1 protein-coding gene is annotated in these 834 nt (G+C 44.6%); it reads left to right on the top strand.

Annotation, left to right across the window (positions count from 1 at the left end; translation table 11 throughout):
- Positions 1 to 834, top strand: an 834-nt coding sequence (locus A3762_RS18360; RefSeq protein WP_156493578.1) for a sodium ion-translocating decarboxylase subunit beta, incomplete at both ends; no start/stop codon positions are given.

The following is an 834-nucleotide window of genomic DNA, read 5'->3' on the forward strand; positions in this document are numbered from 1 at the left end:
TTATGCTTGCTCTTTCAGAGGTTCTGAAGATTCCTTTTGAAGCAGGGCAAGAAATTACTGCTGAAACATTGAAGGCATTCAAAGCTGCTTATGCAGAAGGTAATGCATCTACGGTATTTGCTGCAGATCAAATCGCTAAGAATGCAGGTTATGCTAACGGCATGTTGGCGAACTTCTATAGCGTTATTATTGGTAGTACAGTTGGTCCTCTTTTGATCTTCTTGGGTGTTGGTGCGATGACTGACTTCGGTCCATTGCTTGCTAACCCTCGTACGATCTTGTTAGGTGCAGCGGCGCAGTTCGGTATCTTTGGTACCGTTCTAGGTGCAGCGGTTTTAACCATGACAGGCGTAATGGAATTCAATATTGGCGAAGCTGCAGCGATCGGTATTATCGGTGGTGCGGATGGCCCAACGTCGATTTATGTTGCTAGTGTTCTAGCGCCACATTTATTGGGCGCAATCGCTGTTGCGGCATATTCATACATGGCATTGGTTCCTGTGCTTCAGCCACCAATCATGAATGCTTTGACGAATGCTGAAGAGCGTAAGATCCAGATGGTTCAGTTACGTCCAGTACACCAATTAGAAAAAATCTTGTTCCCAATTGCGGTATTGATTTTGGTTGCGTTGTTCCTACCGGATGCTGCGCCACTTCTTGGTATGTTCTGTCTTGGTAACTTGATGAAAGAGTGTGGTGTAGTAGATCGTCTTTCTGATACTGCGCAGAATGCATTGATCAACGTTGTAACTATCTTCCTTGGTTTGTCTGTTGGTTCTAAGCTTTCAGCTGACAAGTTCTTAGATGTAACAACGCTTGGTATCCTTGTTCTAG

It is taken from the genome of Oleiphilus sp. HI0125 (assembly GCF_001635355.1).